This is a genomic window from Thioalkalivibrio sp. ALJ21, assembly GCF_000378605.1.
Taxonomy (GTDB): domain Bacteria; phylum Pseudomonadota; class Gammaproteobacteria; order Ectothiorhodospirales; family Ectothiorhodospiraceae; genus Thioalkalivibrio.
The window spans coordinates 455,234-481,732 of record NZ_KB905155.1; the positions used below are offsets into that span (position 1 = coordinate 455,234).

27 protein-coding genes and 1 tRNA gene are annotated in these 26,499 nt (G+C 62.9%); 16 read left to right on the top strand and 12 right to left on the bottom strand.

Annotated elements, in window-relative coordinates; translation table 11 throughout:
* The first annotated feature begins 271 nt into the window (after positions 1 to 271).
* The 5 genes from F579_RS0102125 (at position 272) to F579_RS0102145 (ending at position 2,662) form a co-directional block, all read left to right on the top strand.
* Entirely contained in the window at positions 272 to 508 is a 237-nt protein-coding gene (locus F579_RS0102125) for a type II toxin-antitoxin system Phd/YefM family antitoxin (RefSeq protein WP_026301057.1), read from the top strand.
* A 436-nt stretch (positions 509 to 944) separates the two neighbouring features.
* Positions 945 to 1,598 (top strand): SOS response-associated peptidase, encoded by a 654-nt coding sequence (locus tag F579_RS0102130; RefSeq protein WP_026301056.1) that lies wholly within the window; start codon positions 945 to 947, stop codon positions 1,596 to 1,598.
* Positions 1,599 to 1,670: 72 nt separating this feature from the next.
* Positions 1,671 to 1,880, top strand: coding sequence for an MbcA/ParS/Xre antitoxin family protein (locus F579_RS0102135; RefSeq protein ID WP_018174084.1), 210 nt, complete (start codon positions 1,671 to 1,673; stop codon positions 1,878 to 1,880).
* Between the two features lie 146 nt (positions 1,881 to 2,026).
* Positions 2,027 to 2,236, top strand: coding sequence for an MbcA/ParS/Xre antitoxin family protein (locus F579_RS0102140; protein ID WP_019024490.1), 210 nt, complete (start codon positions 2,027 to 2,029; stop codon positions 2,234 to 2,236).
* A 93-nt stretch (positions 2,237 to 2,329) separates the two neighbouring features.
* On the top strand, positions 2,330 to 2,662 hold the full coding sequence (locus F579_RS0102145; RefSeq protein WP_019024489.1) for an MbcA/ParS/Xre antitoxin family protein: 333 nt from the start codon (positions 2,330 to 2,332) through the stop codon (positions 2,660 to 2,662).
* A 51-nt stretch (positions 2,663 to 2,713) separates the two neighbouring features.
* Here the strand turns inward: F579_RS0102145 and F579_RS0102150 are convergent, their stop codons facing one another.
* The 3 genes from F579_RS0102150 to F579_RS0102160 all read right to left on the bottom strand — a co-directional run bounded on the left by F579_RS0102150 (position 2,714) and on the right by F579_RS0102160 (position 4,818).
* A complete protein-coding gene (locus F579_RS0102150; protein WP_019024488.1) occupies positions 2,714 to 3,463 on the bottom strand; it encodes a DUF3320 domain-containing protein in 750 nt (249 codons plus the stop codon).
* Positions 3,463 to 4,455, bottom strand: a complete 993-nt coding sequence (locus F579_RS0102155; RefSeq protein WP_019024487.1) for a hypothetical protein — start codon at positions 4,453 to 4,455, stop codon at positions 3,463 to 3,465. The genes F579_RS0102150 and F579_RS0102155 overlap by 1 nt, the downstream gene beginning before the upstream one ends.
* Positions 4,456 to 4,530: 75 nt before the next feature.
* Entirely contained in the window at positions 4,531 to 4,818 is a 288-nt protein-coding gene (locus F579_RS0102160) for a hypothetical protein (RefSeq protein ID WP_019025562.1), read from the bottom strand.
* Between the two features lie 212 nt (positions 4,819 to 5,030).
* Here F579_RS0102160 and F579_RS0102165 point away from each other — a divergent pair, with 212 nt between their 5' ends.
* The 6 genes from F579_RS0102165 (at position 5,031) to F579_RS15490 (ending at position 12,702) form a co-directional block, all read left to right on the top strand.
* Positions 5,031 to 7,451, top strand: coding sequence for a class I SAM-dependent DNA methyltransferase (locus F579_RS0102165; RefSeq protein WP_019024486.1), 2,421 nt, complete (start codon positions 5,031 to 5,033; stop codon positions 7,449 to 7,451).
* Positions 7,444 to 8,766 carry a restriction endonuclease subunit S gene (locus tag F579_RS0102170; RefSeq protein ID WP_019024485.1) on the top strand — a complete coding sequence of 441 codons (1,323 nt, stop codon included), beginning with the start codon at positions 7,444 to 7,446 and terminating at the stop codon, positions 8,764 to 8,766. The genes F579_RS0102165 and F579_RS0102170 overlap by 8 nt, the downstream gene beginning before the upstream one ends.
* A 45-nt stretch (positions 8,767 to 8,811) precedes the next feature.
* Positions 8,812 to 10,650: a DUF262 domain-containing protein gene (locus tag F579_RS0102175; RefSeq protein ID WP_019024484.1), complete on the top strand. Its 1,839-nt coding sequence runs from the start codon at positions 8,812 to 8,814 to the stop codon at positions 10,648 to 10,650.
* A 385-nt stretch (positions 10,651 to 11,035) separates the two neighbouring features.
* Complete coding sequence (locus tag F579_RS14805) at positions 11,036 to 11,338, top strand: type II toxin-antitoxin system RelE/ParE family toxin (protein WP_081616885.1); 303 nt, start codon at positions 11,036 to 11,038, stop codon at positions 11,336 to 11,338.
* Positions 11,328 to 12,416, top strand: coding sequence for a HigA family addiction module antitoxin (locus F579_RS14810; RefSeq protein ID WP_081616886.1), 1,089 nt, complete (start codon positions 11,328 to 11,330; stop codon positions 12,414 to 12,416). The genes F579_RS14805 and F579_RS14810 overlap by 11 nt, the downstream gene beginning before the upstream one ends.
* A gap of 79 nt (positions 12,417 to 12,495) precedes the next feature.
* Positions 12,496 to 12,702 carry a KTSC domain-containing protein gene (locus tag F579_RS15490; RefSeq protein WP_081616887.1) on the top strand — a complete coding sequence of 69 codons (207 nt, stop codon included), beginning with the start codon at positions 12,496 to 12,498 and terminating at the stop codon, positions 12,700 to 12,702.
* A 216-nt stretch (positions 12,703 to 12,918) separates the two neighbouring features.
* Here the strand turns inward: F579_RS15490 and F579_RS14590 are convergent, their stop codons facing one another.
* Entirely contained in the window at positions 12,919 to 13,110 is a 192-nt protein-coding gene (locus F579_RS14590) for a hypothetical protein (RefSeq protein WP_019024483.1), read from the bottom strand.
* Positions 13,111 to 13,199: 89 nt separating this feature from the next.
* Here F579_RS14590 and F579_RS0102185 point away from each other — a divergent pair, with 89 nt between their 5' ends.
* Positions 13,200 to 16,538: a type I restriction endonuclease subunit R gene (locus F579_RS0102185; protein WP_019024482.1), complete on the top strand. Its 3,339-nt coding sequence runs from the start codon at positions 13,200 to 13,202 to the stop codon at positions 16,536 to 16,538.
* Complete coding sequence (locus tag F579_RS0102190; protein ID WP_019024481.1) at positions 16,535 to 17,236, top strand: M48 family metallopeptidase; 702 nt, start codon at positions 16,535 to 16,537, stop codon at positions 17,234 to 17,236. The genes F579_RS0102185 and F579_RS0102190 overlap by 4 nt, the downstream gene beginning before the upstream one ends.
* Before the next feature lie 265 nt (positions 17,237 to 17,501).
* Here the strand turns inward: F579_RS0102190 and F579_RS0102195 are convergent, their stop codons facing one another.
* The 3 genes from F579_RS0102195 to F579_RS0102205 are packed head-to-tail and all read right to left on the bottom strand — an operon-like array spanning position 17,502 to position 19,912.
* A complete protein-coding gene (locus F579_RS0102195) occupies positions 17,502 to 18,473 on the bottom strand; it encodes a TraI domain-containing protein (RefSeq protein ID WP_019024480.1) in 972 nt (323 codons plus the stop codon).
* Positions 18,463 to 19,680 carry a site-specific integrase gene (locus F579_RS0102200; protein WP_026301055.1) on the bottom strand — a complete coding sequence of 406 codons (1,218 nt, stop codon included), beginning with the start codon at positions 19,678 to 19,680 and terminating at the stop codon, positions 18,463 to 18,465. The genes F579_RS0102195 and F579_RS0102200 overlap by 11 nt, the downstream gene beginning before the upstream one ends.
* A complete protein-coding gene (locus F579_RS0102205) occupies positions 19,673 to 19,912 on the bottom strand; it encodes a hypothetical protein (RefSeq protein WP_018877780.1) in 240 nt (79 codons plus the stop codon). The genes F579_RS0102200 and F579_RS0102205 overlap by 8 nt, the downstream gene beginning before the upstream one ends.
* 147 nt (positions 19,913 to 20,059) lie before the next feature.
* On the opposite strand from F579_RS0102205, the gene F579_RS14820 reads away from it, so the two are divergent.
* Positions 20,060 to 20,281 (top strand): helix-turn-helix transcriptional regulator, encoded by a 222-nt coding sequence (locus F579_RS14820; RefSeq protein ID WP_081616888.1) that lies wholly within the window; start codon positions 20,060 to 20,062, stop codon positions 20,279 to 20,281.
* A gap of 166 nt (positions 20,282 to 20,447) precedes the next feature.
* On the opposite strand, the gene F579_RS0102215 is transcribed toward F579_RS14820, so the two are convergent.
* Both F579_RS0102215 and F579_RS0102220 read right to left on the bottom strand, forming a co-directional pair.
* Positions 20,448 to 20,524: transfer RNA gene (locus F579_RS0102215), tRNA-Arg, on the bottom strand.
* A 65-nt stretch (positions 20,525 to 20,589) separates the two neighbouring features.
* Positions 20,590 to 21,297: an MBL fold metallo-hydrolase gene (locus F579_RS0102220; protein WP_019024477.1), complete on the bottom strand. Its 708-nt coding sequence runs from the start codon at positions 21,295 to 21,297 to the stop codon at positions 20,590 to 20,592.
* Positions 21,298 to 21,375: 78 nt separating this feature from the next.
* On the opposite strand from F579_RS0102220, the gene F579_RS0102225 reads away from it, so the two are divergent.
* Together F579_RS0102225 and F579_RS0102230 are read left to right on the top strand one after the other, a co-directional pair.
* Positions 21,376 to 21,996 (top strand): methyltransferase domain-containing protein, encoded by a 621-nt coding sequence (locus F579_RS0102225; protein ID WP_019024476.1) that lies wholly within the window; start codon positions 21,376 to 21,378, stop codon positions 21,994 to 21,996.
* A gap of 114 nt (positions 21,997 to 22,110) precedes the next feature.
* The gene (locus tag F579_RS0102230; RefSeq protein ID WP_026301054.1) at positions 22,111 to 22,872 is read left to right on the top strand and encodes a TIGR01458 family HAD-type hydrolase; all 762 of its coding nucleotides are present in this window, start codon (positions 22,111 to 22,113) and stop codon (positions 22,870 to 22,872) included.
* A gap of 50 nt (positions 22,873 to 22,922) precedes the next feature.
* Here F579_RS0102230 and F579_RS0102235 read toward each other — a convergent pair whose 3' ends face one another.
* The 3 genes from F579_RS0102235 to F579_RS0102245 form a co-directional block, all read right to left on the bottom strand.
* Entirely contained in the window at positions 22,923 to 24,806 is a 1,884-nt protein-coding gene (locus F579_RS0102235; protein WP_019024474.1) for a DEAD/DEAH box helicase, read from the bottom strand.
* Positions 24,807 to 24,967: 161 nt separating this feature from the next.
* Positions 24,968 to 25,468, bottom strand: a complete 501-nt coding sequence (gene gloA, locus F579_RS0102240; RefSeq protein WP_019024473.1) for a lactoylglutathione lyase — start codon at positions 25,466 to 25,468, stop codon at positions 24,968 to 24,970.
* A 232-nt stretch (positions 25,469 to 25,700) separates the two neighbouring features.
* The gene (locus F579_RS0102245; protein WP_019024472.1) at positions 25,701 to 26,375 is read right to left on the bottom strand and encodes a hypothetical protein; all 675 of its coding nucleotides are present in this window, start codon (positions 26,373 to 26,375) and stop codon (positions 25,701 to 25,703) included.
* Between the last annotated feature and the right edge of the window lie 124 nt (positions 26,376 to 26,499).

Sequence of the window (26,499 nt, forward strand, 5' to 3'; positions counted from 1 at the left end):
CGTCCCGGCGGTAGCGCCGCTTACGCTCGGTTACGCGGGTAATCCCGTAGCGCCGGGCCAGTTCGGGCTCGTTCACGCTCGGCCGCGCTTCTGCAGCGCTCGCTGGATCTCGGGTGTGGTGCACGCGTTCGAATGGATCGTACTCGCCATGCTATTCGTCCTGCGTGGGCCCACCGTACACGGTATTCAGCTACTCCCGGGCACGAAACAGGGGAACCTGCTCGTGCGATATAGAATCATCCGTTATCTAACACCTAGGGTCTGGAGCCACATGAAAGAGATTGACGTCCGCGACGCGCGAGAACAGCTGTCCAGCATTCTGAAAGAAGTGGAGCGGGGCGAGGAGGTATGCATCCTGCGTCGAGGTCGGCCCGTCGCGCGCGTGGTTCAACCTGCCGGGGATCCCCCGAGATTTCGTTCACGTGCCGACTTGCGACAGAGCTTGCCGGCCATGCGGGAAACCGCCGTTGATACGGTTCGTACAGTGCGGGATACCGAACGTTACTGACGTGCTTCGCGGGCACCAGTGCTGTGCTGCCGTTTTGCCGCAGTGCCCCCCAAACGATGTCGTCGAGCCGCTCTTCCTCGGGCAGCGTTAGCCGAACTCGTAGTTGAGGGGGACATCAAACATCCTGATGTAGTAATGACAATGGGGCTGCCTCCTCGCGGTCATGCTTGAGGCGAGCGACACGGCTTGCCGTCAAGGGCGAGTCTGGTCAAGGAAACGCTTGGGATGCCCAAAGCTGCGAAGTCCCTCGGCCGGTGAGGGTTACGCTTGCGTACGAGATCAAATGCCATAGGTGAATGTTCTCCGCTTCACGGAAAACTGTTCCTAGTGCCAGTCAGTTTGAACGAATAGCGGCATTAAGGAAGACGGTCGGATGCAAAGAGGCAATGCCAAAGGGCATGCCCTTTCGATAGGAAGCGACTTGATGTGCGGACGTATGACGCGCTACAGCGCGACGAGTGAACTCGGTAGGCGGTACTTCCAGGTTCCGGTCGACAAAGCTTTCGATGCGCCTCGGTACAACGTTGCACCCGGCACGGACCTCGAAGCAGCATTCCGCGCCGGCGACGAAACACCCGCTGCCTTCCAGCCGATGTTCTGGGGCTTTCGGCCGAAATGGGTGGAGGCTGGCCCTCGCCCGATCAACGCCCGCGCCGAAAAGATCGCCACGAGTCCTTACTTTCGGTCCGCATTCGCCCGCCGGCGCTGCATCGTGCTGGCCGATGGTTGGTACGAGTGGCGCAAGACCAATGACGGCAAGCAGCCGTACTACATCACCCTTGCCGAGGACGCACCGCAGGACATCCTGATGATGGCGGGCATCTGGGAGCCAACAAGCGACGGTGGCGCCTGCTGCGCGATCATCACCGAACCCGCGTCAGAGCGTCTGGCACACATTCACGACCGCAAGCCGCTGGTACTGGATGCCGAGTGTCGCTGGGACTGGCTCGATCCCGAACAGACGGAGCGTGAGGCGATCCGAGCCGGGACCGTCCGTCTGAACCCGGATGCCTTGGTCTATCACCCCGTTTCAACGCGCGTGAACCGCCCAACCGAAGACGACCCCGGATTGATCGAAGCGATCGCCTGAAGGGCTTCAGGCCGTGGGGTAGTGCTACCTTGGTGAATAAGCCCGGAACGGGTACTCAGGCAGGTGGTAGCGATGGCCAAGCAGAGCGAAGTTGAAGCGCGCATCACCCGGATCCGCGAGAAAGCCGCATCGGTTTTCGACACCCAGGAAATCGTCGATGACTGGATGTGCACAGAGAACCTTGTGCTCGGCGATGCACCGATCAATCTTCTGGAGACGGAGGAGGGCGCCGACAGGGTCGAGGCCATCCTGGGCCGGATCGAGCATGGCGTGTATTCGTAAAGGAGAAGGTGCACGTGGAGGCATCGGAGCCAAGCCGCGGCGGAGGCGCCAGGTGGCTCCGGTGGGCGGATCGTTGGGAGCGTATGCCTACTGGTTGGTGCTACCTTCAAGGAAACCCGAGTCATCACGAGCATAGGAACGGAGCCGTGGCAGAGAAAAGCGAGTTTGAGGCACGCGTCGCCCGCATCCGGGAGAAGGCAGCGGCGATCTTTGAGAATCCGGAAAAAGCGCAACGCTGGATGCGGGCAAGGAACCGGGTTCTTGAGTCGGCGCCAATCGATCTGCTGGACTCGGATGAGGGGGCAGAGATGGTCGAAACGGTTCTCCACCGGATCGAGTACGGGGTGTTTTCGTAACAGGCGAGATGGGCTGCAGAAGGAGTCGGAGGCTGCATGACGGATTCAGCATACTCAGAGGTATCGGCCCATGACCGAAGCGCCCTGGCGCGAATGGTGATGCAGGCGTTCGATCACTGGGGCCTTGAAACGGACGAAGCCCTCGCGATGCTGGGCCATGCGCCGGGCGACTTGGACGCGCTTTCGCACTATTGCGGAGGAGAGCCACTGCCGGATGAGCGCGATGCTCTGGATCGTGCGGGCCACATCCTGGGGATCCACAAGGACCTGCGCCTGTTGTTTCCGGATGAGCGGGATAAGGCCTATCGCTGGATGAAGACGCACAACCGTGCGTTCGATGGCTGCACCCCGGTCGCAGTCGTCAGTCGTGAGGGATTGCAGGGCCTGTTGCGCATCAGAGGCTATTTGGGCCGGGCCGTCGCGTAGCGGCTGTGCGGGAATGGCCCGGTTGCTGCTGAGGCTCTTGGGACCCCGGGATTACCCCAGGGACGTTATCGGGTCCGCAGGAGACCGAGGCCGGTGAAAGGCTTTTGTACCGGCCTCGAGAACGCCGTTTTGGCTTACTAGAAGAGCCATTTCTAGCGCGCGCTCCAGCGGTACCTGGAGGCGCTCTCGGCCATTGTCCGTCAGCCGGATGAACCCCATCCGGTGCAGGGCATCGTTCATGGCGGTGTCCCGTTCGAGCGTGCCGGTCTCGGCCACAGTACGAACCAGCGACAGCATCAGTTCCGAGTCGTGGACGTGGTCGAGCTGGCGCAACGCATCCGGCAGGTTGCTCCAGTCCCGCAGGCAGGGCACCGCGAACTGTTCCGGGCGCCCGGAGAACTCACCGTCCAGTCGGATCAAACCCTGCGCGCCCAGCCGGGCCCGAGCCTCGTGGATGCGCGCCTGGATTCGGGAGCCGGCCCGGGAAAATCCAGCGGCCTCCAGCAGTCGCCGGGTGAGGATGACGAGGTGAACCGGTCCTTCGGTATCGACAATCTGCAGCACCGCCTCGTCCAGCGCCTCCTGTGGGATGTCGTCGAACCGGTCGCGCCCGGGCAGCGAGAGTTCGTCTGGGTTCGTTTCCCGGTAGGGTTCGGTATCCCAGGTCGTGACCCATTCGCAGCGATGCTCGCGGCAGTACGCCCGCCACGCGGCACAGGTCTCGGTGGATCCAGGGTTCCGGATCAGGTGTTGATGCACTTGGACCAGCGCATCGAGCGTGCCGGGGCGTGCTGCGCTCATCACTCGCCCTCCAGGACCAGCTCTACGCCCATGGCCTCGGCGGTGAGATCGATCATCGCTTCCTGGAGCAGGGTCTTGGGGCCATCGCGCAGGCAGGCGTCATCCAGTGCCAGCAGCGTCTCGCCTCGCCACTCGGGAGACTCGGCGTTGGCCAGGTTCCGGGCCAGAACCACCAGGATGCCCATGGCCGGTTCGATATCTTCTGGCGGTAACGCACCCAGCCAAGCTTTCCAGCGCTCACGAGCGGTCTGGAGATCTTCGAGCAGGGCGTTCTCGGCAGCGGAGGTGGATCCATCGGCGACCGTCAGTGGCGGGGCGCTCGCCGCGCCGCGACCGATCACCAGAAAAGCAAAGGCCACGGCGGCGAGCTGATCCCGTGCCGCCCAGGCAGAAGGGTCGTCGCCATTCGCGGCGAGCACCTGCTCACCAAGCGCCTCGATTGCCTCCAATACAAACGTCGGGCGCGCGGCTTCCTCTTGTGCGAGTTCGCGTCGGGCCCGGGCGGCGCCGGCCAACCGGACCATTCCGCCGATGATCCCGGTGAACAAGCGAAGGATGCCCCGAACAAGCAAGAAAACAGCGGCGACCAGCGCGAAGATCCCCTGAATGGCCCCTGCGTTGTGCCCGCGAAGCTGCACGCCCGCGATCTTTGCCGACGAACGCCCGGGCCGGATCCAGTTGAACGAGCCGATCGGGGTTTTGGTAGAGACGGTGACGCCGGACTTGGACAGGTTGAACTTGGCGGCATCCGAACCGTACCGCCCTCGAAGAATGAAGCGACCGTTCTGGAAGGCCACCTGCGTATTCTTGGCCAGACGGGTGGAAACGCGCACCCCTCGGTTGGTGTTGCCCGTCAGGTTGATGCCGGCGGCACGGGTCTGCGCCCGCAGGGCAAGGCCACCCGTGCGACTGGCGCGCAGATAGCGCCCGGTGTGTTCGATGCGCTTCTGGCGACCGTCGCGGTCCTTTTCGCCAACCTTCAGCAATGCCATGGCTTGAGCGTATCACCCGCGCCGAGTGCCAGCGCTCGCGAGGGACCCCCCAGGGTTTCCGCAGAGTCGTCGGGTTCAGTTGCACAGGATCAGAATAACTTCAGGGCCCTGTCCAGGGAGATTGCCGCGAACCAAGCCGGGAAGCTCCAGTATCGCCGCGTGTTCTATGCTGTCCAGCATCGCGTGCGATAGGTCGATGTAGCGACCACATTTTGGGCAGACAAGTTGTTGGGCTCCAGTGACAGGGTGGGTATAGATCCGCATGCGAACGTGGCAGGGAGCGTGCGTGATACGCAGATTGCATGGGCCGAGTTCTCCCATGTCCGGCAATGGGTCCAGGTACAGATCGATCGGTGCGGCCATGATGGCATCCCTCGTCCCTTATGAATTGAAGATGCAAGGATGTTCCGCAAGGAGTGGGGCTGCGACTTTGCCGCTAACCGGCTGGGGAGCTTCGTCGTGGCGGGCTGGGTCGGGGCTCGTTAGCATGAGGCACGGCGCGCGCGACGGCTGTCGTCGCAGCGAGCTCCAAGACTGTCCCATTACCTGAACCGATCGAAGGACCGATTTCCTCCATGATCCTGACCCTGAACCAGCTTGAGCGCCACCTGTTCGCGGCGGCGGACATCCTCCGAGGGCGCATGGACGCCTCGGAGTTCAAGGAATACATCTTCGGCATGTTGTTCCTGAAGCGCTGTTCGGACGTTTTCGAGCAGCGGCGGGACGAGGTGCGTGACAACCTGCGCGCCAGCGGCAAGAGCGAGGAAGAGATCGCGAAGCTCGTCGAGATGCCCAGCTGGTACAAGTCGGACTTCTACGTGCCGCCCAAGGCGCGCTGGGAGTACCTGCTGAACGAAGCCCACCAGGGCGTGGGCAACGAGCTGAACAAGGCGCTGGCCGGACTGGAGGAGCACAACCCCAGCCTGGCCGGGGTGCTGGAGCACATCGACTTCACCCGCAAGGTGGGTTCCACCACGCTGCCGGACAAGAAGCTGCGCGATCTGATCGTCCACTTCAGCGAGTACCGCCTGCGCAACGAGGACTTCGAGTTCCCCGACCTGCTGGGGGCCGCCTACGAGTACCTGATCCGCGACTTTGCCGACTCCGCCGGCAAGAAGGGTGGCGAGTTCTACACCCCGCGCCCGGTGGTCCGCATGATGGTGCGGCTGATGGATCCGCAGGAGGGCCACAGCGTCTACGACCCGTGCATGGGGTCGGGCGGGATGCTGGTGATGTCCAAGGAGTACCTGGAAGAGCAGGGCGGTGATCCGCGCAAGGTCAACCTGTTCGGCCAGGAGGCCTCCGGCTCGGTCTGGGCCATCGCCAAGATGAACATGCTGCTGCACGGGATCAGCAGCGCTGACCTGCGCAACGAGGACACCCTCACCGACCCGCAGCACGTCGAAGGCGGCGAGCTCAAGCGCTTCGACCGCATCCTCACCAACCCGCCGTTCTCCATCGGCTACACCCCCAGCCCGCACTTCCCCGAGCGCTTCCACTACGGCAGCGTGCCCGAGGGTGCCAAGAAGGCCGACCTGATGTTCCTGCAGCACATGGTCGCCAGCCTGAACGCCAACGGCCGCCTGGCCACCGTGATGCCGCATGGTGTGCTGTTCCGTGGCGGCGACGAGAAGCGCATCCGCGCCGGCCTGCTGGAAGACGACCTGGTGGAGGCGGTGATCGGCCTGGCGCCCAACCTGTTCTACGGCACCGGCATCCCGGCCAGCATCCTCGTGCTGCGCGCGAAAGGCGCCAAGCCCGAGGCGCGCAAGGGCCGCGTCCTGTTCATCAACGCCGACCGCGAATACCACGAGGGCCGCGCCCAGAACCACCTGCTGCCGGAACACATCGAGAAGATCGTCAGCACCTGGGATGCCTTCGAGGATGTGCCCGGCTTCGCCCGGGTCGTGCCCCTCGAGGAGCTGCGCGAGAACGACTACAACCTGAACATCCGCCGCTACGCCGACAACACCCCGCCGCCCGAGCCCCAGGACGTGCGCGCCCACCTCAAGGGCGGCGTGCCGGTGAAGGAGATCGAGGCCCGGCGCCCCCTGTTCGACGCCCAGGGCCTCGAACCCATGCACCTGTTCACGCCCCGACCGGACGATCCCGACTACGTGGACTTCGCCGAACACCTGAACGAGAAGCGCGACCTCAAGCCCGCCATCGAGGCCGACACCGGCCTGCAGGAGCGCGAGGCCCGTGTGCTGGCCGCCTTCGAGGCCTGGTGGGCCGAGCACGGCGCCAGCATTACCGCACTCTCCGGCAATGGCGGGCGCCTGACCCAGCTGCGAGACGAGCTGCTGGGCAGCTTCTCCGCCGCTCTGGAGCCCACCGGCATGCTCGACCGCTTCGCGGTGCGCGGGATCATTGCCGGCTTCTGGTTCGACAACAAGAACGAGTTCCGCACCCTGCAGACCCGTGGCTGTCTCGGCGTGGTGGACGCCTGGCGCACCACCATCATCAGCCAGCTGGAAGACGACCAGAACAAGGCCAACCCGCTGGACCACCGCCTGGTGCACTTCCTGCTGCAGGACTACGTGGCCGAACTCGAAGACCTGGCCGCCCGTAAGGCCGAACTGGACGCCCGCATCAAGGCCGCCGAGGCCCAACCCGAAGGCGACGACGACGGCGAGGGCGAAGCCACCAGCGAGGACGAAGACGCCCCGACCCCGGCCGAGATCAGGGCGTGGAAGAGCGAACGCACCCAGGTGAAGAAACAGCACAAGGCCAAGGTCGCCAGCTTCGAGACCCACCTGAACACCGCCGTGGACGTCCTGGACGAGCCCGCCGCCGCCCAGTTGGTCGGCACCATCCTGCACAACGATCTCAAAGGGATCCTCGAACGCCACATCCGCCAGCAACGCCAGCAGGTGATCGCCGCCTTCGAGACCTGGTGGGAGAAGTACCGGGTGACCCTGGCCGACATCGAGGCCGAGCGCGACACCGCTGCCCGGGAGCTGCAGCAGTATCTGGAGGGGCTGGGTTATGTCTGATTACCAGCAGCTGCTCGCGGAATTGCCGAGTGACTGGAGCACCCTTCCCATCAATGAGGTTGGAGAGGTCATAAGCGGGGGCACCCCGAGTCGAAATAACCCCAGTTACTGGGGAGGGGGTATCCCTTGGGTGACCCCAAGTGAGGTGACAGGTCTCGCACAGAAGCACTTGGAGTACACCGAGGAAAAGATCACAACCGAAGGCCTTGCGCAAAGTGGTGCGAAGCTCCTGCCGGTGAATAGCCTTCTGATTACAACACGTGCCTCGCTCGGTGCGGCAGCTCTAAACTCGGTTCCGGCAACCACAAACCAGGGTTTCAAGAGCATCGCCTTCGGCAATCACTTCAGTCCGCATTACTATTACCACTGGTCTGCGAAACTGAAAAGCGAGCTGGTTCGTCTCGCTTCTGGAACCACATTCCTGGAGATCTCGGGTTCCGAATTTCGAAAGGTCTCCGTCCCGGTGCCACCGTGGACTGAACAGACACACATCGCCCGCATACTCGACACCGTCGACACCCAGATCCAGAAGACCGAGGCGCTGATCGCCAAGCTGGAGAAGGTCAAGGAGGGCCTGCTCCACGACCTGCTGACCCGCGGCATCGACGAGAACGGCCAGCTCCGTCCCAGCCCCGAGCAGGCGCCGGAACTCTACAAGGACTCGCCGCTGGGGCTCATTCCGAGGGAGTGGGTATGTGATCAGCTGAAATGGTTTGTGCCAACAGCTGATTATGGGATTTCATCCAGCTTGAGTGATTCAGGAGAGGTTCCTGTACTTAGGATGAATAACTTTCAGGACGGAGAAGCCTCTCTTGGAAGCCTCAAGTTCTCACCAGCATCCTCAATCAGTGGTCTGACCCTTCAGTATGGTGACGTGCTCTTCAACAGAACCAACAGTATAGATCATGTTGGGAGAACAGGAATATGGCGAGGCCAGCTTCCCAGAGTGAGCTTTGCCTCTTACTTGGTTCGACTAAACCCTGATCAAGAAAAGCTAAGTCCGGAGTATCTCAATTTTTGGCTTAATCTTAACAGCACAAAGAATATGGTCAAGAGATATGCCACGCCCGGGGTTCATCAAGTAAATGTCAATCCTACGAATCTCAGAAAAGTCTATATGGCTGCGCCAAGCAGTATAAGGGAGCAGCTCAAGGTTGTTGATGCATTGCTCGGTTTGAATAAAAAAATAAATAAAGAACAGCATGCGGCAGCAAAGCTCAAATCTGAGAAAACCGCACTGATGGACGACCTCCTTACCGGCCGCGTCCGCGTCACCCCGCTGCTCGAACAGGGCCAACCCACCACCTCGGCATAGACCGGGCCATTAAATTACCCGCACGACAGCGCACAAGGAACCGCCATGACGACATTCGACAGCACCAAACGCTCACTGCCCGAACTCCTCAAGGACATCACCACGGGCAAGATCCAGCTGCCGGACTTCCAGCGCGGGTGGGTGTGGGACGACGACCACGTGCAGAGCCTGCTGGTCAGCATCGCGCGGTCGTTCCCGGTGGGGGCGGTTATGCTGATGGAAACCGGGGGCGAGGTGCAGTTCCAGACGCGGCCGGTGGAGGGGATCGATCCGAAGGGTGTGGGCGGGGAACCCGACCAGTTGATCCTGGACGGTCAGCAGCGGTTGACCAGCCTGACCCAGGCGGTGGGGCTGGAGAGCCCGGTGGATACCCGGACCTCCAAGGGCAAGCCGATCAAGCGCCACTACTACTTCGATGTGCGCATGGCGCTGGAAGGGGAGGATCGGCTGGAAGACGCGGTGTTCGCGGTAGACGAGAACCGCCAGACGCGCACCAACTTCGGGCGCGACGTGGAAATCGATCTGTCCACGCGGCAGCTGGAGTGCGAGCGGCTGTGCTTCCCGTGCGACAGGATCCTTGACGCCTCCGAATGGCTGCAGGACCTGTTCCGCTACAACCAAGAGGCCATGGGTGAGTTTCTGGAGTTCCAGAAGCAGATCATCAGCGCCTTTTCCTCCTATCAGCTGCCGGTAATCGAGCTGAAGAAGGAGACTTCCAAGGAGGCGGTCTGCCTGGTGTTTGAGAAGGTCAACACGGGCGGGGTGCAGCTCTCGGTGTTCGAGTTGATCACTGCCAGCTACGCCGCAGAGGGCTACAACCTGCGCGACGACTGGTACGGCTCCGACATTCGCGACGTTCCCTCGCGGCAGGCCCGCCTGGCGCAGCACGAACTGCTGGCCGACGTGGAGAACACGGACCTGCTGCAGGCGGTCACCCTGCTGCACACGCGCGAGCGCAAGCAGGAGGACATCGCCGCCGGAAAGCAGGGCAAGCAGGTACGTCCGGTGAGCGCGAAGCGGGCCTCGGTGCTGGACTTGCCACTTCCGGCCTACCAGCGCTGGGCCGACGCGGTGGAGCAGGGCTTCGTCGAGGCGGCATACTTCCTCAAGGGCGAGTGCTTTTACAGTCGGCGCGAGCTGCCCTACGCCACGCAGCTGGTGCCGCTGGCCGCGGTCATGACCCTGCTGGGGAACCGCTGGCGCGAGCCGCGCATCCACAACAAGCTCTCCCGCTGGTTCTGGAGCGGCGTGCTGGGCGAACTCTACGGCGGCGCCGTGGAGACCCGCATCGCCCTGGACCTGGACGAGCTGATGCACTGGTTCGAGGACGACGCCGAACTGCCCCGCACCGTGGTGGATGCCTCGTTCGACCCGGCGCGCCTCGATACCCTGCGCACCCGCCTGAGTGCGGCCTACAAGGGCATCAACGTGCTGATCCTGCGCGAAGGCGCCAGGGACTTCTTCTGGAAGGGGGATATCCAGGCCCTCGACCAGCAGGGCGTCGAGCTGGATATCCACCACATCTTCCCCCGCGCCTGGTGCGATGCCCGGGACATCCCGCCCCGGGTGTACGACTCGATCGTCAACAAGACCCCGATCTCGTACAAGGCCAACCGGATGATTGGCGGCGACGCGCCCTCGGAGTATCTGCAGCGCCTGCAAAACCACGAACAGGTCCAGCTCGGCAACGCGAAGATGGACGCCATCCTCGAAGGCCACCGCATCCCGGTGGAGGCCCTGCGCGCGGACGACTTCGACGCCTTCTACCAGCAGCGCAAGCGCCGCCTGCTGGAGATTATCGAAAAGGCGATGGGCAAGAAGGTACTCATGGGTGGCACTGATGAAGGGACCCCCGAGACGCAGGACGGCGTGCCTGCCTCGTAGCCGTCTTCTTGACGGCGCCCCCGCCGGCCGAAAACGCGTGCCATGGGGACATGCAGTCCATCGAGGCCGAGGTCCGAATCTCGCCAGAAACCCCGGAAGAGAGTCCCGGCTCTCAGGCGACACCCGCGACTCTCTCGCCGGCCAGGAATGGAGGCCGGGATGATACCACCCGCAAGCGCCCCTGGATTTCGTATTGGCCCAACACGCCGCTCCAGTCGACGTCAGGCCGCGACGCGGCCTTCCTCGGCTGAGCTTGGCGTTAAGCTCGCTCGGGTTCTCACCACTCCCTGAGCCTGTCGACCCGAGCATTTCCATCGCGTATACTCTTCACCCCAAGGGTGAACGATTCTCCTCCGAATTTGTCTACACTTAGGGTGCGCCGACTTTGAAAGTCGAATTTCGCAAGAAAAAGCTAGAAAAGTGCTTTAAGCACCAGAAACACGCAGTTAAAGAATTCGGCGATCAGGTCGCTCGAAAATACATACAGCGTATCGAAATCATCAAGTCGGTGGCGAACCTTGATGACCTTATGGGATTACCAGGCCTGAGGTGCCATCCCCTAAAAGGAAAATGCCAAGGCCAATATGCGGTCAATCTCACGGGATTTTACAGGTTGATATTCACTGCTGATGGCGACTGCTTGAACATTGTGATGATTGAAGAAGTGAGTAAGCACTATGATGACTGAACAAGCACATATGTCAGATTTAGCTGTGCCACCGGGAGAGTATCTGGAAGAAGTGCTTGAAGAGATGGGCGTCAGTCAGGCGGAATTGGCCCGTCGAATGGGGCGTCCCTCTCAAGCAATCAACGAGATATTGAAAGGTGAGAAAGCGATAACACCAGAGACCGCACTACAGCTAGAGCAAGTGGTAGGTGTGCCCGCATATTTCTGGAGCAATTTGGAAGCCAGTTATCGATTGATTCTTGCTAAAGAAGTAGATGAGAAAAAGGCTAAAGGGGAGGTGGATGTTGCTTCGTCTTATCCATATTTGGAACTCTCCAAGTTGGGCTTGGTGGAGAAAACCAGAAATAAAATATCTAAGGTCAGAGAGCTCAGAAAGTTTTTTGGTGTTTCCTCGCTTTTTAATATATGTGAGGTAAAGGAGTATTCGCCCGCATTTAGGCAGGTTGAAAAGGACAGTGTTTCTCATGAAGCCCTTGCTGCGTGGTTGAGAGCTGGCCACATTTTGGCGTCCGGTAAAAATACAAGAGAATTTAATCCCGAGCGACTAAATGACTGCTTATATGATATTAGAGGCCTTACCTTTGAAACTGATCCCAATATTCTAATTGAAAACCTTGGGAAGCTATTGGCAAGCTGTGGTGTTGCTTTAGTCTTGATCCCTCATTTTCCTAAGACCTACACAACGGGTGCGACCTTTTGGGTAGACAAAAATAAAGCAGTAATAATGATGTCGCTTAGAGGTAGTTGGTCCGACATCTTTTGGTTCAGTTTAATGCATGAAATAGGGCATATTTTGTTGCACGATAAAAGAGCCACATTTTTAGAAAATGGTCAAAGCGACCCGCGATATCGCAAACAAGAAAAAGAGGCTGATCTTTTTGCTCAAAGGACATTAATTCCTGAAAAAGAGTACAAACAGTTTGTGAGCAAACGTGATTTTTCTGCGAGTTCTATTGAGAGCTTTGCAAACAAAATTGGGATTTTTCCTGGAGTCGTGACTGGTCGCTTACAGTTTGATGGGTTTCTGCCCCATACAGTGCATCACCACAGAATTAGGTTTAAGTGGAAGAAAGCTTAGCAAATGTCTCGAGTCGACCCGTTTGCGCTGGCGCTCCAGCCGGCGGCTTAGCCTGGCGTAAAAGTAGAAGGAATGAAAGATGATCGATTGGGTAAATGTAAGATCTTCAGCGATAAGGAAGATTGGCTACGACGCTTCGACAAGCCAAATGTATATCGATTTCGAGGACAGCGACCCATATTACACTTTCTGCCGGGTACCAGAGCACGTATTCAGAGAGTTTATCAATGCCCGGTCAGTAGGGCGGCACTATCATCAGTACATCAAGGATAGATATGACTGCTAGGGAAATAGTAAGATAACGGGGCCGGACCACGGTAACTGTCGGAAAAAACGGGAGAAATTCGGCAAACGGACGCGTAATTCGGGCTTATTGGGGTGATTTTGGCGAGCAAATGGGACTTCTACCGAGGGAATCCACGGGATAGTCGCGTTTGCGCTGGGTAGATCAAAACGAGCCACGCCGGAGTGGGCGGCGATTACCGTCCGTTGGTCGAGGAGTTCAGCCGAGTTTTAGCGACCTGAGGCGGGGGTTGGGCTTGCGCAGGCGTGCCTCGATGGTCTTGCTGGATTCGCCGGTTTCCAAGGCCGTGGAGGTTGCGACCGCTCGGATAATGGCTTCGCGGCTTACGGGCTTGCGGGTCTTCTTGCCGGACGGTGGTTTCATCATGCGCTCCTGCCGTTTGCCCTCCATTATGCGCTCAACGCGCCCTCGCTGCTGTGTTTGCGCTAGGCCGACCGGGAGAATTGCTATCCTGACCCTACAGATCTCTGGAGCATGGTATGGCCGGATCCGAGTACACGGACGTTGAGAAGCCGCTGATCGATCAGCTCGTCGGGTTGGGGTGGACGCACCTCGCCGGGTCGGTCGAGGATCCGGGCGTGACCCACCGCGAGAGCTTCGCGCAGGTGGTGATGGAGCCGGTGCTGCGCGAGCGGGTGCGGGCGATCAACCTGCGGGCGGGCGAGCCCTGGCTGGACGAGAAGCGCCTGGATCAGGCGGTGTCCGCGGTTACGCGCATCCCGGCCAGCAAGGTGATGGAGGCGAACCGGCAGGCGACCGAGCTGCTGCTGGGCGGCCTGAGCGTGGAGGGCCTGCCGGACTGGGACGGCGGCCGGGGGCAGACCATTCGGCTGATCGACTGGGACGAACCGGCGAACAACCACTTTCTGGTGGTGAACCAGTTCAAGGTGAAGTGCCCGCCCGGGTTCGATGTCGGCAAGGGCCACATCATCCCGGATCTGGTGCTGTTCGTGAACGGCATCCCGCTGGTGGTGGTGGAGTGCAAGAGCCGCACGGTGCCGGAGGGCATCAGCCAGGCGGTGGACCAGCTGCGGCGGTATCACGACCAGCGCTTCCAGGATTTCGAGGTCGAGGAGCACGAGGGCGCGCCGGCGCTGTTCGCGACCAGTCAGCTGCTGGTCGCCAGCAACTTCGACGAGGCGCGCGCGGGCACCGTGGGGGCCGCGTTTGCCCACTACCTGAGCTGGAAGACGGTGGTGCCGCGGCGCGAGTCGGAGGTGGCCGAGGCGCTGGGCGTGGCGGAGCTCTCCGCCCAGCAGCGCCTGGCGGCGGGGATGCTGGCGCCGGATACGCTGCTGGACATCGTGCGCCATTACACGCTGTTCATGAACGCGGGCGGGCAGACGATCAAGCTGGTGTGTCGTTATCAGCAGTATCGCGGGGTGACCCGTGCGATCGAACGGCTGAAGACCGGCCAGACGCGACGCGAAGACGGGGAGGTGGACCGGCGCGGCGGGATCATCTGGCACACCCAGGGCAGCGGCAAGAGCCTGTCGATGGTGTTTCTGGTGCGCAAGCTGCGCACCGACCCGAAGCTGCGCCGCTTCAAGGTGGTGGTCATCACCGACCGCAAGGATCTGCAGACCCAGCTCTCGGAGACGGCCGCGTTGACCGGGGAGACGGTGGCGACCGCGGCGAATACCGGGCGCCTGAAGCTGCTGCTGGCCCGGGAGGGGCCGGGGCTGGTGTTCGGCACCATCCAGAAGTATCGCGACCCCGACATCGAGGGGGAGGGCGGCGCCGGCGAGGCGCCGGGAGACGCGGCGCAGGATGATCTGCGCGAGGTGGCGGAACCACCCAGCGAGTATGCGACCCCGGCGGCCCCGAAGCGCAGCGAGCCCTTCGAGGTGCTGAACACCAGCGAGGACATCCTGGTGCTGGTGGACGAGGCGCACCGGACCCAGGCCGGCGACCTGCACGCCAACATGATGCGCGCGCTGCCCAACGCGGCCCGCATCGGCTTCACCGGTACGCCCATCATCATGGGCGAGAAGAAGCGCACGCACGATATCTTCGGCGACTACATCGACCGCTACACGATCAAGGAGGCGGAGCAGGACGGCGCCACCGTGCCGATCCTGTACGAGGGGCGCACGGTGAAGGGCGCGATCAAGGATGGGGCCAGCCTGGATGGCCTGTTCGAGGACCTGTTCCGCAGTTACAGCAAGGAAGAGCTGGAGGCGATCAAGAAGAAATACGCCACCAAGGGGCAGATCTTCGAGGCGCCGCAGCTCATCCGCGAGAAGGCCGCGGACATGCTACGCCACTACGTGACCCATATCCTGCCGAATGGCTACAAGGCGCAGCTGGTCGCCTACAGCCGGCGGGCGGCCGTGCGCTATTTCGAGGCACTGAACGAGGCCCGGGACGAGCTGCTGCAGGAGGCGATGGCGCTGTCCGTGGAGGACAAGCAGCTCGACGATGCGCAGCTGGTGGCCCGGCCGGAGCGGGTGAAGGCGGCGATCCAGGCCTGGCGCTATCGGGATCTGCTCCGGCGTCTGGAGTTTGCCGTGGTGATCAGCAGCCGCAACAACGAAGATGCGGCCTGGGCGCGCTGGACCGACCGCGCCGCGGTGGAGAACCACATCCAGCGCTTCAAGAAGCCGCTGACGCACGACGACCCCGAGAAGGCCGATCCGCTGGCCTTCCTGATCGTGAAGTCCATGCTGCTCACGGGCTTCGATGCGCCCATCGAGGGGGTGATGTATCTGGATCGTTCGATCCGCGAGGCGGAGCTGCTGCAGGCCATCGCGCGCGTGAACCGCACCGGCCACCGCAAGACCCACGGCATCGTGGTGGACTACTTCGGCGTGGCCAATCACCTCAAGGAGGCCCTGGCGGCCTACAGCGAGGAGGACATCGAGGGCGCCCTGCAAAGCCTGAAGGACGAGATCCCGCTGCTGCGCGATCGTCATCTGCGCACGGTGGACGTGCTGCGCCAGCAGGGCGTGGAGCGCCTGGAGGACGTCGAAGAGGCCGTGCAGGCCTTGGCGGACGAGCGGGTGCGGGCCGAGTTCACCGTGAAGCTCAAGGAGTTCAGCCAGAGCCTGGATGACGTGCTGCCGCGACCGGAAGGGCTGGAGTTCGTCAACGACGCCAAGCAGTTGGCCTACATCCACGCCCTGGCCCGCAACCGCTTTAAAGATGTGCCGTCGCTTGGGAAAGATGTGGGTAACAAGGTGCGCAAGCTGATCGACGATTATGTGATCTCGCTCGGCGTGGACCCGCGTATTCCGCCGGTGCAGCTCACCGATGCCGATTTCGAGCGGCACCTGAACCGTCAGGTGGGCGATCGCGCCAAGGCCTCCGAGATGGAGCACGCGGTCCGTTCCCACATCCGCAAGCATCTGGACGAAGACCCGGTGAAGTATGGGCGGCTGAGCGATCGGCTGGAGGAACTACTGCAGCAACTGGATGGCCAGTGGGCAGAGCAGGTCGATGCGCTGGGAGGTCTGACCCAGCAGCTGCGGGACGATGCGGCCGTGGACGGCGAGGAGCTGCCCGATCTGCCGGCCCACGCCGTCCCGTTCTGGCGTGAGCTGGTGCAGAGCACCGGTGCGGAGGGCGAGCCGACCGGGGAGACCGAAGCGGTCCAGTTGATCGATGTCACCGAAGAGCTGCTCGGGGTGATCCAGGACGAGATCGACGTGCCTGATTTCTGGAAGCCTTCCCACGTTCCGGATCAGGAGCGGCTGAAGGGGCAGCTGTTCCAGCACCTGGTGCAGCGGGACGTGGTGCCGGTGGACGAAGTCGAGCCGCTGGTCGAGCGCCTGTTCGATCTGGCGCGGGCCAACCACGACCGTCTGGTCAACGCATGACAGAGCTACGGGTCGAAGACCTGACCTTCCAGGTGCGCGAGAGTCGGCGCCGCAAGACGCTGGAGATCACCGTGGACCGGGAGGGTGAGCTTTTCATCGCGGCCCCGGCGGGCATCGACCCGGAGCAGATGCGCACCTTCGTGGTCGAGAAGCGCGGCTGGATCTACCGGAAACTGGCGGAAAAGGCTCGGCGTCACCGGCCACTACCGAAGAAAGAATACGTGGACGGCGAGGGGTTCCTGTACCTTGGGCGCAGCCATCGCCTGAAGACGGTCCCCACGACTGGGCAGGCCGTTCCCCTGAAGCTTGATGGTGGGCGTTTTCTCATCCGCCAGGATGCCCTGAACGACGCCCGGCAGCATTTCATCCAGTGGTACACCGCACGCGCGAATGACTGGCTGGGCCGCCAGGTGGATGCCCACGCGCAGCGCCTCGGCCTGTCGCCCGCGGGCGTTCGGGTGCAGGACCTCGGGTTCCGCTGGGGCTCCTGCGGCCGGGGCGACTGGCTCTACTTCCACTGGAAGACCATCCTGCTGCCCCGCAACATCGCCGAATACGTCGCGGTCCACGAGCTGATCCACCTGCACGAGCCCCACCACACCCCCGAGTTCTGGCGCCGCCTCGAACGCGCTATGCCTGACTACGACCTGCGCAAGCGCTGGCTGGCGGAGCACGGGATCGAGGTGGAGGGCATCTGAAACGCCCAGACCGGGGTTAAGGGCCACAACAACACCAAGTGGTACAAATCCGGGTACACAAACGAAATAGGCCAACCGAGAGGTTGGCCCGCGTCGTGGATTATTAGGCCCCCGGGATCCGCTCGAATCACCGACATGGTTAGTAATCGGCCGGTATGTGGGGGCTGTCTTCCCGTTTTGCAGGCCAACCAGCTGGATGGGGCCAGGAGAGGCCCCAGAACCCCGTATAGATGGAGCAGGGGTCTCTGGGGGCCAGTTGTGAACGTTATTCGGCGCGGCGACGGGTGTCCTGGCTGAAAAGGGGCGGAATCCAGACTTTTCGACCTCCGCAGGGAGATTGCCAGTACCGGTGCATCGGCGCCTGTGATGAGCTCTGGAAGGCCGCATCCGTTTGGGCGCTGCAGCCATCCAGGCCACGCACCACGGTTGCCATTGGTGCTGAATAGCTGTCGCCGTTGCGGTAGGCCACTATGAGCGCCCACAGCGTGTGATAGGCGTCTGAGTCCATCTGTTTTAGGGAAAGCAGCGGTTCCTGGAGAGCGTATTCGATGAGCTCTTCATGCGAGCGAGTGGGTACCCGTTCGGCAAATTCCGAAGCAAGGACGATCTTGCCGATGTCATGCATCAGGGCCAGGAGCATGCCGGCTTCCGTTTGCAGCGTTGGCAATGCCATGGCCCGACCCACCGCATGTACCGCTTCTGCCAGTTCGAGGCTGTGGGCGATCAGCCCGCCAGTCTTGGCATGGTGGCATCGCCTGGAGGCCGGGAGCGTGAGGTACTGGATGGCGAATTCCTGATCCGAGAAGGCCTCACTGACGAATTCTCGGTAGGGCTCAACGGAAAGGTTCTGCACCACATTGACCAGGCGCTGCAGGCTGCCAGGGTCGGGTGCGCGGTGGACGGGGAGAAGATCCAGCGGCCCCTTCTCGGGCAGTGCCGACCCGACTTCTGGATAAGCCACAACGTGTCGCTGTCCACGCTCCGTTTCGATGGTGTGGAGGGCCAGGGATCGGAACTGACCTCCTCCCAAGGGATGTCCCTCCCAGTCTCGAATCCTTGCGAAGGCCGTGAAATAACCGGTCGAATCGTAGACCCGAAGTCGGTAGTAGGGTTCTCCGCTAGGAGCTCGGCCTTCGCACTGGATTTCGACCCGTGCGGCGAAAATGACGGGCTCATAGCATGCGATGTCATCCATCCCGACCATTCGCTGCAGTTCTTGAACGTCCTTAGCCTTCATTGCGCACCTCCGTATGCTCTTCGGCGTTCCCTTGGAGAGAACGCAGGAGACGATCCATGGCGGAACCATCCTGGCGTGTCAGGTTCGGGACGTACCGCGAATACACGCGGAACAACATCTCGGTCGTGGTATGGCCCAGTTGCCTGGCGATCCACTCCGGGTTCTCTCCAGACGCCAACCAAAGTGTGGCGGCGGTATGCCGGCACTGGTAGGGCTGGCGAGGCTCAAGCCCGAGATGGCGGAGTAATGGGTACCAGACCCGCTGAGTGACGTTCTTGGTGTCCAGTGGCCGGCCGGCCTTCGTGACGAAGACGTATTCCTGTTTGCCAGTGGCTCGGAACTGTCGTTGCAGGGCCTCTGCGACCACGGAAGACATGGCGACCTCACGCTGTGAGCCGTCGTTCTTGGTGTATTCCGTCCGGCCCTGGTTGTAAGTCTCGCGAATCAGAATCTGGCCCTTCTCGAAGTCCACGTACTTCCACTTCAAGCCGTGCACTTCCCCGGTTCTCAGCCCAGTGAAAAGTCGCACGATGAAGTAGTCGCGGTAGTCGGCTCGGACCGTATTGATGATCTGCTGCGTTTCCTCCCACGTGAACGGCATGATCTCCTTACGTGGTTGCTTGAGCCGTTTCAGATTGTTCATCGGGAACGTAAACTGGAAGCGGTCAGCGGCTTCGGCCAGGATCATCGAGAGCACCCCGAGGGTGTGGTTGATGGTCTTTGGGGACAGGGTCGCGTTGCCTTTCCGGCCTGGAACTTTGGCGAGCTCGGACCGGAAGGCAAGGATGTCCGCTTTGCTGATGTCGCTGACCCTTTGATCACCGAAGTAGGGCAGCAGGTGTCGTCGCAGGGAGCCGCGGTTGGTCTCCAGCGTCTTGAAGCGCCAGGCGACCTCGTTTTCTTGCAGCCACTGTTCGGCGAAATCGCGAAACAGTGGGGTGCTGGCCGTTTCGTCGTCCGCTTCGGTCGGGGCGGCGCCTTCCAGCTCGGCGGAGAACCTGACCGCTCGGCTGCTGTTGGGGAAGTACCGACTGTATTCGAAGGTGCCAAGAGTGATCTCGGCTTCGATCTTCTTCGCGACTTTCTCCATGCTTCGCCGGTTGGCCGGGGTGTCATCCAGCTTCGTTGTTTCACGACACCGCTGTCCTCGATAGCGAAAATCAAAGACGAGTTTTCCGGTTTCCCTTCTACGTCGAACGTTAACCATGGCAGGTGCCCCCCGACGCCATGGGGATGGCGATTTCGTCATCGGTGGAGCCGAGCATGTCCCGTTCGATTGTTTCCCAGATGAACAGGATCTTGCGGCCACCAAAGGGCCGGAAATAGTGGATGCCTTCAATCAGGACGCTGTCTTTGAGGCGCTCGCGGATGGTTCGCGCGTCGTAGTGAATCCGTTCGGCGAGCCCTTCGGTGGTGAGGTATGTACGTTCTTGTGCCATCTTCTGCTCCTAGTGGACAATGTTGATTTCAGGATCGCGTAACAGCGCGCAGTAGCTGTTTTTGCCATCCTGGATAAAATCCTAGGACGCAGAATGTCGTTCGTCAACTAAAAATACGATTCAGGATCAAATTAAGTCGGGGAGAATATGATTCGTTGCCATCTATCGAGGATGATGGGCGAGCAGAAGCTGAAGATCGCCGATGTCGCTCGAGCTACTGGACTAAACCGCAACACGGTTACGCTGCTCTATCAGGAAACGGCGACGCGAGTGGAGCTCCCAGCCGTAGATGCCCTCTGCACCTACTTCAATTGCCAAGTGGGTGACCTCTTTGAACATGTACCTGAAGGTGGTCAGGCGCCGGAGTAGGGTAGGGATTTGGACACAGCGCCAGGAGGTCATCCCGTTGTCTCGTCCGAGGGGCCGATCGCGCGATGCGGCACAGGTTGGTCACAGAATTGGTCACAGGACTTCTGAAGCCACAAAAGAAAAAGGGACCAGCGACTGTAAGTCACTGATCCCTTTCTCTGGAATATGGCGCGCCCGGAAGGATTCGAACCTCCGACCACCTGGTTCGTAGCCAGGTACTCTATCCAGCTGAGCTACGGGCGCATCGACTGAAGGCGCGCATTATCGCGATTGGTCCCGAGGGATGCAAGCGCCATGAGCGATTTGCCTCAGCCGCGCGGGATGGGATGGTAGGGCGTGGAGCGCACCCGGTCGTGTTCGTGCATGCGGTAGTGGACGAATTCGTCCTGGTCGTGGAAGTGCAGAAACGGGTTGCCCTCGTCCTGTTCCGCCAGGGTGGATTCGGCCTTCTCCGCATAGTTGTGGCCCGGGTGGATGCAGGTATGCGCCGGGAGCCCGTCGCGCAGGCCGTTCAGCGTATGGAACATCTGCTCCGGGTCGCCCCCGGACAGGTCGCAGCGGCCACAACCGAACACAAACAGCGTGTCACCGGTGATCAGGTCGTCGCCGGCTGGCATGTGGAAGCAGGCGGAGCCGGGGGTGTGGCCGGGCGTGTGCAGGAAGCGGATTTCGGTATCGCCCAGCTTCATCGTGTCGCCGCCGTGGTGGAGTTCAGGGCGCTCCAGCTCCTTGCCCCAGAACTCGGCCTCGGGCTTGAGGATATGCAGTCGGGCATTGGGGTACTGCTCCAGGATCGCCTCGACGCCGTTGATGTGGTCGTGGTGGCTGTGGGTCAGCAGGATGTCGGAGATGGTCACGTCCTGCTCGCGCGCCTGGTTGAGGATCGCGTCCGGCTCCCAGGCCGGGTCCACCACCGCCGCGCGGCGGCTCGCCATGTCCTCGATCAGGTAGACGAAGTTCTCCATCGGCCCGAGTTCCTGGCGGTGGATGCGGTAGGGCAGGTCGTTGCGGTCCATTGCGGCCTCCATTGAGTCGTTTCCAGTTTGGTAGGGTCCGTTCATTACTGGTTCCATCGTCCGCAGGGAAGGAGAGAGATGCAAAATTCCGAAGAGTCGTCGGCCGTTAATGCCGCCCTGGATGCGGAGGCCGACTGGGAGTCCCGCTATCAGGAGGGCTCCACGCGCTGGGATCGCGGTGGCCCCAGCCCGTCGCTGGAGGCCTGGCTGGCGATCACCGACCTGGCGAAAGGCGCACGGATCGTGGTGCCGGGCTGCGGTTTCGGACACGAGGTCCCGGCCCTGGCGCGCCTTGGGTATTACCCGATTGGTCTGGATGTGGCCCCCACACCGGTGCGCCATCTGCGCGAACAGCTGGAGCGGGAGGGACTTTCGGCGGAGGTCGTCCAGGCCGACATGCTGGCATGGCAGCCGGAGACGCCGGTGGATGGCGTCTATGAGCAGACCTCCCTGTGCGCGATCCCGCCCGAGCAGTGGGCGGCCTACGAGCGGCAGCTGCACGCCTGGCTGCGCCCGGGCGGCGAGCTGTTCGCGTGCTTCATGCAGACCGGGCGCGAGGGTGGGCCGCCGTTTCACTGCGAGATGGCGGACATGCGGGCGTTGTTCCCGGGCAGCCGCTGGGAGTGGCGCAACGATGCCGGGCGCACCGAACACACCAACGGCAAGTTCGAGTTGCTTCATCGCCTGATTCGGCGTTGAATCGGGTGAAGGGGTACATCTGTGCCCCGGGCCGGGACACACGGATTCCGGCCGGATACCGCGTGACGTACCGCGGCAAGGGGAGTAGCGATGCTTGAATCAAACCCGCAGGGGATGGAGCAGGTCCGCGCGCTGTTGCTGGACCTCTCCGGTGTGCTCTACGTGGGCGACGAGGCTCTCCCGGGCGCCATCGAGGCCGTGCAGCGGGCACAGGCCGCCGGGCTCCCGATCCGCCTGATCACCAACACCACGCGCGAGCCACGCGCGGCCATCATCGACAAGCTGGCCGGCCTCGGCTTCGCGTTCGAGTCCGCGCAGCTGACGACGGTCCCCTCCGCGATCCGCGCGCGGCTCGAGTCCGAGTCACGCACGCCGCTGCTGCTGGTACACCCGGCGCTGGAACGCGAGTTCGAGGGCGTGCCCACGGGCGAGCCGGATGTGGTCGTGCTGGGCGACATGGGTGCCGCGTTTGACTACGCGGTGCTCAACCGTGCGTTTCGCGTGCTGATGGGGGGCGCACCGCTATGGGTGATGGGGACTAACCGCTACTTTCGCGAGGCGGATGGCCTGTCGCTGGATATCGGCCCGTTCGTACGCGCACTGGAGTATGCGGCCGATTTGGAGGCCGAGAACTTCGGCAAGCCGGATGCCCGGCTGTTCCAGGCGGCGATTGCGGATCTGGATCTGCCACCGGGGCAGGTGCTGATGGTGGGCGACGATGTGTCGGGGGATGTGGACGGCGCGCGCGCCGCGGGTCTGGCGGCCTGCCTGGTGCGCACCGGCAAGTATCAGGACGGCGACGAACAGCGGGCACAACACGCCGGTGCCGGCCTGGCGGATAGCCTGGCCGACATCGTCGATGCGCTACTGAGTTGAGGTAATCGCACGCCGGTCATCAACGGCCGGCGCGCGGGTCCTGGCCGGGGTCAGGCCGATCGGCGCTTGACCGACAGGGTCCCGTCACCGCGGCTGGCGTTGGCCTTGCGGCCCGGCGCCTTGCGCGGCTTTCCGGCGGCCGCATAGGCCGGGCGCTTGCCGTTGGCCGGGGCCGGGCCACGCCGCTTGGCGGCAGGCTTGCCGGGGCCGTGGGGCTTGCGCGCAGCCGGGGCGTGGCGCTCGGTCGCACGCGAGTCGCGAGTCGGGACAGAGCGCGCCATTTCCAGGCGACGGTTGGCGATATGGATATTGCCCAGGCGGCGCACCGCCGCCTCGTCCAGCGCGGCCGGCAGGTCCACATGGCTGTGGTCGTCCTGCAGGCCGATCCGGCCGATGTCGCGGCCGTTCAGGCCACCCTCGTTGGCCAGCGCGCCGACAATCGCGCCGGGGGCGATGCCGTGATTGCGCCCGACCGGCATGTAGTAGCGCACCATGTCCGCTTCCGGCCCGCGGTCCTTGCCGCGGCTGGGGCGGGGGGCGCGGTCACGGTTGCGATCCGCACGATGACTGTCGCGCTCGGGTCGGCTGGTGGCCGCCGTCACGGGATCGTGCGCATTGGACGTGCCATCCAGCGGCGTGCCCTGGGTCGCCAGGGCGAGCAGGGCGCGGGCGAGATCGCGTTCGCCCATCTGGCCGTTGGCCAGCAGCCGGTCCAGCAGGGCGTCGAGCTGCGGCGACGCTTCGCCGGCCAGCTCGGCCTGCAGGCGCTCGGCCAGGCGCTCCTCGCGTCGGGCGATTACGGCGGCGCGATCCGGGACCTTCTGCTCGCGCACGGGCTTGCCGGTCAGGCGTTCGATATCGCGCAGCATGCGCCGCTTGCGCGGCTCCAGGAACAGGATTGCGCGGCCCTTGCGTCCGGCACGGCCGGTACGGCCGATGCGGTGCACGTACACCTCGGCATCGCCCGGGGCGTCGTAGTTGAAGACATGGGTGATGCGCGGGACATCGATGCCGCGGGCGGCGACGTCGGTAGCCACGATCACATCCAGGCGGCCATCGCGCAGGTCGGCGACCACGCGCTCGCGCTCGCCCTGTTCCATGTCGCCATTAAGCGGGGAGGACTGCACGCCCTGGGCATTCAGGGCCTCGGCGATCTCGGCGGTCGCGGCCTTGGTACGGGCAAACACGATCGCTGCGTCCAGTCCCGCTTCCACCTCGATCATCCGGCCCAGGGCCTCGGTCTTGTGGCGCTGGTCGACCAGGCAGTAGCTCTGGTCGATGTCGGTGCCGGCCTCGTTGCCCTCGCCAATGCGGATCTCCTGCGGCTCGCGCATGTGGCGGTGCGCGATACGGCGGATCGGTGCCGGCATGGTCGCGGAGAACAGCGTGGTCTGGCGCTCGGCCGGGGTCTGTTCGAGGATCCATTCGATCTCCTCGACAAAGCCCATGCGCAGCATCTCGTCAGCCTCGTCCAGCACCACCATGCGCAGCGCATCCAGTGTCAGCGTGCCGCGCTTGATGTGGTCGACCACGCGGCCGGGCGTTCCGACCACGACCTGCGCACCATCGCGCAGGGCGCGGATCTGCACGCCCATCGGCTGGCCGCCGTAGACCGGCAGGATCTCGAGCCCGTCGATGCTGGCCGCGAAGCCCTCCAGGGCGGTGGCGACCTGACCAGCCAGCTCGCGGGTCGGCGCGAGGATTAGCGCCTGCACGCGACGCTGTGCGGGATCGATCGAGTCGATCAGCGGCAGGCCGAAGGCGCCGGTCTTGCCGGTGCCGGTCTGGGCCTCGCCCAGCACGTCGTCGCCGGCCAGCAGGGCCGGGATGCACGCGGCCTGGACCGGGGTCGGGGTGGTAAAGCCCAGTTGCAACAGGGCACGGGCCAACGACTCGGACAGGCCGAGTTCGGCGAAGGAGGGGGATTCGGACATGCTGGGGGTACTCGGGCGGGCCGGAACAAAGGCCCGGCGAAAATCGGATGAATCTACTCAGCGCGCATCATACACGAATTGCGGAACAAAATACGTCTGCGCATATGCAATAAAACTCTTGCCCGCGCACAAACACGGGCATTACGTGGGCTTGGGGTCTGCTACTGCCCCAGCCCGGTCAGCCGGGCCGGCTCCAGGATCTCGATCCAGTAGCCGTCCACGTCCTTCACGAAGGCGATGTCCTTCAGTCCCCCCTCGTCCGGACGCTTCACGAACTCGACATTATTCTCATCGAACCAGCGCACGGCCGCGTCCAGATCCGGTACCGAAAAGCAGATATGGCCGAAGCCCTGCGGCTCCTCGTTGCCGTCGTGGTAGTGAAAGTCGGCGTCTTTCTCCGTGCCGTAGTTGTAGGTCAGCTCCAGGATGCCGCGCTGGCTGAACATCCAGCGGGTGGCCTCGCCGCCATCCTTGGGCGGATGCGGTTCGTCCTCGCCGATTTGCGCCAGGAAGTAGAGCGTGAATTCGAAATCCGGGAAGTCCAGCGTCTTGACCAGCTGCATGCCGAACACCCGCTGGTAGAAGTCCAGCGCCTTCTGCGGATCCTTCACGCGCAGCATGGTGTGGTTCAAGCGAAAGCCTGCGGTGGGATTGTCGCTCATGGTGCGTCCTTGTCGGCTAAAGGAGGGGTGTCCCGGAAGACTGGAACACAGGGCCCGAGGTTCCCTCAAGTGATGGCTTCTGCGCCTGGGCGGGAGATCCAGGCTCTCCGCTGCGCTGTGGCCGGAATGACCGACCGCGCCCGAGCGATTGTGTCCTCTCGGGTCATCCCGGAAACCGCAAAGCGGTTATCCGGGATCTCGCGGATGGATGCCCGGGCCCGGGCAGAACCGGCTACTGCCGGCAGAACGGACCGAACTGGTAGAAGCGGCGGCAGCGGAATTCGGACTCGCAGCTCGCCAGCTGCGACTCGTAGCGGTCGGCGCGCTGGGCAACCTGGCGCGCCGCGGCCTGGACCTGCGGCTTGCTGCGGTAGCTGCCGCGGTTATAGCCGCCCTGGCCCTCGTGGTAGGCCAGGTACAGGTGCTCGCTATTGTGCAGGGAGACCCCGGTGATGCGCTGGGTGCGCGCGTTGTACCAGCCGATAAAGTCGGTCGCGTGCTTCATGTGCGTGCGCCGCGCCATCCGGCTTCCGGCATCCTCGCGGTACTCGCCCCAGACCGGGTCCTGCGCCTGGGCATAGCCGTAGGCAGAGGAGGGCCGGCGCCACGGGATGAACCCGAGCAGGCGCTCGCGATCCGGGCGCACATGGCTGCGGAACGAGGACTCCTGCTGGATGAACGACATCTGGGTGGCGATGGGGGTGCCCCATTCGCGTTCGGAGTCGCGGGCGTAGTCGTACCAGCGCGGCTGCTCGCGGAAGATCTCACAGATATTGCTCTGGTCCGATGGCGGCGACGGCGCGAGCGTCGCGCAGCCCGCGGTGATCGCAGCCAGCGCCAGCAGAAGGCCCGCGCGCAGCCCATTGAGCGCCATGGCCCGCCATTCCCCCTGATATGCCTTGCCCACCCGAATCTCCCGTTCGGTTCCCCAATGGCCGGCAGTATAAAGCACCCTCGGTCGGCGCAAAGGGCGGGTGGCGAGGGGACTCTGTGGCAGGGGCTGTGGGAGTGGACTTGCTTGTGGGAGAGGT

What these genes read in the sequence shown, in the direction of transcription:
- F579_RS0102170 (WP_019024485.1), top strand. Translation starts at nt 7,444, where the DNA reads ATGTCTGATTACCAGCAGCTGCTCGCGGAATTGCCGAGTGACTGGAGC.
- F579_RS0102145 (WP_019024489.1), top strand. Translation starts at nt 2,330, where the DNA reads ATGGTGATGCAGGCGTTCGATCACTGGGGCCTTGAAACGGACGAAGCC.
- F579_RS14810 (WP_081616886.1), top strand. Translation starts at nt 11,328, where the DNA reads ATGATGACTGAACAAGCACATATGTCAGATTTAGCTGTGCCACCGGGA.
- F579_RS0102185 (WP_019024482.1), top strand. Translation starts at nt 13,200, where the DNA reads ATGGCCGGATCCGAGTACACGGACGTTGAGAAGCCGCTGATCGATCAG.
- F579_RS0102220 (WP_019024477.1), bottom strand. Translation starts at nt 21,297, where the DNA reads ATGGACCGCAACGACCTGCCCTACCGCATCCACCGCCAGGAACTCGGG.
- F579_RS15490 (WP_081616887.1), top strand. Translation starts at nt 12,496, where the DNA reads ATGATCGATTGGGTAAATGTAAGATCTTCAGCGATAAGGAAGATTGGC.
- F579_RS0102230 (WP_026301054.1), top strand. Translation starts at nt 22,111, where the DNA reads ATGGAGCAGGTCCGCGCGCTGTTGCTGGACCTCTCCGGTGTGCTCTAC.
- F579_RS0102150 (WP_019024488.1), bottom strand. Translation starts at nt 3,463, where the DNA reads ATGAGCGCAGCACGCCCCGGCACGCTCGATGCGCTGGTCCAAGTGCAT.
- F579_RS0102135 (WP_018174084.1), top strand. Translation starts at nt 1,671, where the DNA reads ATGGCCAAGCAGAGCGAAGTTGAAGCGCGCATCACCCGGATCCGCGAG.
- F579_RS0102205 (WP_018877780.1), bottom strand. Translation starts at nt 19,912, where the DNA reads ATGGCACAAGAACGTACATACCTCACCACCGAAGGGCTCGCCGAACGG.
- F579_RS0102175 (WP_019024484.1), top strand. Translation starts at nt 8,812, where the DNA reads ATGACGACATTCGACAGCACCAAACGCTCACTGCCCGAACTCCTCAAG.
- gloA (WP_019024473.1), bottom strand. Translation starts at nt 25,468, where the DNA reads ATGAGCGACAATCCCACCGCAGGCTTTCGCTTGAACCACACCATGCTG.
- F579_RS0102225 (WP_019024476.1), top strand. Translation starts at nt 21,376, where the DNA reads ATGCAAAATTCCGAAGAGTCGTCGGCCGTTAATGCCGCCCTGGATGCG.
- F579_RS0102190 (WP_019024481.1), top strand. Translation starts at nt 16,535, where the DNA reads ATGACAGAGCTACGGGTCGAAGACCTGACCTTCCAGGTGCGCGAGAGT.
- F579_RS0102155 (WP_019024487.1), bottom strand. Translation starts at nt 4,455, where the DNA reads ATGGCATTGCTGAAGGTTGGCGAAAAGGACCGCGACGGTCGCCAGAAG.
- F579_RS0102165 (WP_019024486.1), top strand. Translation starts at nt 5,031, where the DNA reads ATGATCCTGACCCTGAACCAGCTTGAGCGCCACCTGTTCGCGGCGGCG.
- F579_RS0102195 (WP_019024480.1), bottom strand. Translation starts at nt 18,473, where the DNA reads ATGAAGGCTAAGGACGTTCAAGAACTGCAGCGAATGGTCGGGATGGAT.
- F579_RS0102125 (WP_026301057.1), top strand. Translation starts at nt 272, where the DNA reads ATGAAAGAGATTGACGTCCGCGACGCGCGAGAACAGCTGTCCAGCATT.
- F579_RS0102160 (WP_019025562.1), bottom strand. Translation starts at nt 4,818, where the DNA reads ATGGCCGCACCGATCGATCTGTACCTGGACCCATTGCCGGACATGGGA.
- F579_RS0102130 (WP_026301056.1), top strand. Translation starts at nt 945, where the DNA reads ATGACGCGCTACAGCGCGACGAGTGAACTCGGTAGGCGGTACTTCCAG.
- F579_RS14590 (WP_019024483.1), bottom strand. Translation starts at nt 13,110, where the DNA reads ATGGAGGGCAAACGGCAGGAGCGCATGATGAAACCACCGTCCGGCAAG.
- F579_RS14820 (WP_081616888.1), top strand. Translation starts at nt 20,060, where the DNA reads ATGATTCGTTGCCATCTATCGAGGATGATGGGCGAGCAGAAGCTGAAG.
- F579_RS0102200 (WP_026301055.1), bottom strand. Translation starts at nt 19,680, where the DNA reads ATGGTTAACGTTCGACGTAGAAGGGAAACCGGAAAACTCGTCTTTGAT.
- F579_RS0102235 (WP_019024474.1), bottom strand. Translation starts at nt 24,806, where the DNA reads ATGTCCGAATCCCCCTCCTTCGCCGAACTCGGCCTGTCCGAGTCGTTG.